Annotated in this window: 3 protein-coding genes; 1 reads left to right on the top strand and 2 read right to left on the bottom strand. The window is 71.0% G+C overall.

Annotated features, from left to right (window positions below):
* Nucleotides 1–438: precorrin-6A/cobalt-precorrin-6A reductase (locus O3Q52_RS50320; RefSeq protein ID WP_269655118.1), on the top strand; the 438-nt coding region annotated here is incomplete at its 5' end.
* 43 nt (nt 439–481) lie between these two features.
* On the opposite strand, the gene O3Q52_RS50315 is transcribed toward O3Q52_RS50320, so the two are convergent.
* Complete coding sequence (locus O3Q52_RS50315) at nt 482–2,521, bottom strand: MDR family MFS transporter (protein ID WP_269655119.1); 2,040 nt, start codon at nt 2,519–2,521, stop codon at nt 482–484.
* A gap of 291 nt (nt 2,522–2,812) precedes the next feature.
* The gene (cobF, locus tag O3Q52_RS50310; protein WP_269655117.1) at nt 2,813–3,583 is read right to left on the bottom strand and encodes a precorrin-6A synthase (deacetylating); all 771 of its coding nucleotides are present in this window, start codon (nt 3,581–3,583) and stop codon (nt 2,813–2,815) included.
* Between the last annotated feature and the right edge of the window lie 218 nt (nt 3,584–3,801).

Here is a 3,801-nt window from a genome sequence, read left to right as displayed (position 1 = left end):
CCCGGCGACCGCTGGCACCCGGCGGCGTCCCTCGCCGGAGCCGCCGCCCTGCTCCCGCCCCTGGGCCGGCGCGTCTTCCTCACGACGGGCCGCCTGGGTCTCGCGGCCTTCGCAGGCGAGCCCGAACTGCACTACCTCGTACGCTCGGTGGAACCCCCCGAGCCGCCGATGCCGCGCCACACGGAAGTCCTGCTGGCCCGCGGCCCGTTCACGGTGGAGTCCGAAACGGCCCTCCTGCGCGACCACCGCATCGACGTCCTGGTCACCAAGGACAGCGGCGGCTCGGCCACCTCGGCCAAACTGACGGCCGCCCGGGAACTGGGGCTGCCGGTCGTGGTCGTACACCGCCCTCCCCTCCCGGAGGGGGTACGAGCCGAACCGGATGTGGCGTCGGTGCTGGCCCGGCTGGGCTTCGGGGAGGGGCGGGAGGCCGGGTAGGAGGCAGGATCGGACGGCTCGGGATGCGTGCTCGTCGTGCTGGTCAGGTCTCCGTCGTGGCCGCCGCCAGGGACTTGGGGCGGTCCTCCGTCAGGATGTCGTGGGTCAGGTCCTCGACCAGAAGACGCTTGGCGATGGTGTCGACGGCGGCGCGGAGGTCCGCGCCGGAGGGGCGTCCGATGTCCTGTTCGACGCGTTCGGCGAGCGCGGTGGCCAGGGCCTTGCCGATGACGCGGGCCTCGCGGTCACCCGCCTCGGTGTGGGAGAAGAGGGTGCCGTCGCGTGTGAGGTAGCCCTCCTCGACCATGCGCTGGAAGACCGGGACCAGGACTTCCGGAGGCATGCGGCGGCGGGCTGCGATCAGGCTGAGGCTCGCATGGCCGACCATCCTGGTGAACAGTTCCACCTGCATGACGGCCCAGGCGCCCGCGATGTCGAGACGGGTGTCGGACTCGGTGACGAGCCGGCGCATGGCGTCCGGACTCGTACCGCCGATGATCTTTCCGACCACGGCCTCCAGACGCCGCTGGTTGTCGGCCGAGGAGGGGGTCGCGAAGCCCTCGCCCAGGTCCGTTGACCCCATCCGGGCGCTGTCGCGCAGCTGCACCTGCTTGAGGAACAGCGCGACCACGAAACCGATCAGCGTCACCGGCACGGTCCACAGGAAGACGGTCTGGAGCGTGTCGGCATAGGCCTCCACGATGGGCGCGGCGGTCGCCGACGGCAGTTCGTGCAGCCCCTCCGGACTGGTCGCGGCCTTCGTGAGGGCCGCGGGGTCGGTCCCGGTCGTCCGGGCCGCCTCCGCGACGCCGTCCGCGAGCTGCGGCGCCAGCGTGTTCGTGTAGATCGTGCCGAACACCGCGGTGCCGAACGAACTGCCCAGCGTACGGAAGAAGGTCACCCCGGACGTCGCGGTGCCCAGGTCGGAGTACTCGACGGTGTTCTGCACGGCGATGGTGAGCACCTGCATGCACAGACCGATTCCGGTGCCGAGGACGAACATGTAGAACGACGCGAGCCAGGTGTTGGTGCCGGGGCCCATCATGGAGAGCAGGTACAGGCCGACGCCCATGACCAGGGACCCGACGATGGGGAAGACGCGGTAGTGGCCGGTCTTGCTGACCACGTTGCCGCTGAACACCGACGCGATGAGCAGCCCGATGACCATGGGCAGGGTGCGGACGCCGGAGATCGTGGCCGAGTCGCCGTCCACGTACTGCAGGAACGTCGGCAGGAACGTCATCGCGCCGAGCATCGCGAAGCCCACGATGAAGCTGAGGATCGAGCAGACCGTGAAGACGGGGTTGCCGAACAGCCGCATCGGCAGCATCGGCTGGTCCGCGCGGGTCTCCACCCAGCAGAAGGCCGCGAGGGCGACGACGCCGCCCGCGAAGAGGCCGATGATGACCGGCGAGCTCCAGGCGTACTCGTTGCCGCCCCAGCTCGTCGCCAGGATCAGGGCGCTGGCGCCGACGGCGACCAGAGCGATGCCCAGGTAGTCGATGACCGGGCGGGAGGGCGACTTCACCACCGGGATCGTGCGGGCCGCGGCCACGACCACGAGGATCGCGATGGGGACGTTGACGTAGAAGCACCAGCGCCAGGTGAGGTGGTCGGTGAAGAGGCCGCCGAGCAGCGGGCCGATGACGGTGGCGACACCGAAGACGGCACCGATGGCGCCCTGGTACTTGCCGCGCTCGCGCAGCGGGATCACATCGGCGATCAGGGCCATCGCGGTGACCATCAGACCGCCCGCGCCGATGCCCTGCACGCCCCGCCAGACGATCAGCAGCGTCATGTTCGAGGCGAGGCCGCACAGGAACGAGCCGGTGATGAAGATGATCGCCGACGCCTGGAAGACCACCTTGCGGCCGAAGAGGTCACCGAACTTGCCGACCAGCACGGTCGCGACGGTCTCCGCGAGCAGATAGCTGGTGACCACCCACGACATGTGTTCCGCACCGCCGAGGTCCGACACGATCGTCGGCAGGGCCGTCCCCACGATCGTCTGGTCCAGCGCGGCCAGCAGCATGCCGAGCATGATCGTCACGAAGACGACGTTGCGGCGGCGCTTGTCCAGCACGGGCGGCTGAGCGGGAGCCGTCCGAGCCTCGGACGGCGGCTCGGCGGTGTCGGTGGTCGTCACACCCGTCAGCTTCACACCGGGTGGTGGCGGCTGCATGCGGGGCCGTCCGCACGGGCGCGAGCCCGCTACCGCGGTGGTGCGGGGCGGAGGTGGGGTGTTGGGGCAGGGGTGGGGTGTCCGGCGTCCCTGAACGCTCCCCGCTGGAAGGCCGGTGCGTCGGCTGCGGGTTCGCCGTGGCTGGTCGCGCAGTTCCCCGCGCCCCTTTTGGCGCGCGCCTGCCGGACGCGTCTAGTCCCGGGGGTGTCTGCGCAGCAGGTACGTGTCCATGATCCAGCCCTTGCGGTCGCGGGCCCGCTCGCGCAGTTCGGCGATGCGCGGGGCCGTCTCCGCGAGGGGGCCGGAGGCCAGGATCTCGTCGGGCGTGCCGATGTAGGCGCCCCAGTAGATGTCGATGTCCTGGTCGGCGTACTGCTGGAAGGCCTGGTGGGCGTCGAGCATGACCACCACGTCGTCGACGTCCTGAGGGAAGCCCTGGGCGAGCCGGCGGCCCGTGGTGATCTGGACGGGCCGGGCCACACGGTTGAGCCCGGTGCGGTGGCGGGCGACCAGCGCCGAGACGCTGCTGATGCCCGGCACGACGTCGTGTTCGAAGGAGGCCGCGCCCCGGTCGAGGATCTCCTCCAGAATCCCCAGCGTGCTGTCGTACAAGGAGGGGTCGCCCCAGACGAGGAACGCCCCGCTCTCGTCCTCGCCCAGCTCTTCGGTGATCAGCCGCTCGTAGATGTCGGCCCGCGCACTGCGCCAGTCGCCGACGGCGGGGGAGTAGCGCGCGCCGCCGGCGGCCCGGTCCCGCTCCGGATCGCGCGCCTCCACCAGGCGGTACGTCCCGTCCGGCAGATGCGCGTCGAGAATGTCACGGCGCAGCTGGACGAGGTCCGACTTGGCCTCGCCCTTGTCGAGGATGAAGAACACGTCCGTGCTCCTCAGCGCCTTGACCGCCTGCAGGGTCAGTTGGTCGGGATCGCCCGCTCCGATGCCGATGACATGAATCTTTCGCACACCCCGAGTCTGCCCCACGCCACCGACGGTCCCGTCACCGCGTCCGGCGCAGGAGGGCCGGCCCGGCCCTGAAGCGCTGTCAGACCCCGCTGCCCCGCAGCCGCGGCGCCCACACCTCCGCGTCCACGGCCGCCCCGTCCTTCTCCACCGTGTCCGCCAACTCCCGCGCCCACGCGGCCAGTCCGGCCAGCTCAAGCCCGTACGGCCGAGACCGCCCG

The organism is Streptomyces sp. ActVer (genome assembly GCF_027270795.1).
GTDB lineage: Bacteria > Actinomycetota > Actinomycetes > Streptomycetales > Streptomycetaceae > Streptomyces > Streptomyces umbrinus_A.
The sequence above is the reverse complement of the archived record's forward strand: the minus strand, read 5'-3'. Positions and strand labels throughout refer to the sequence as shown.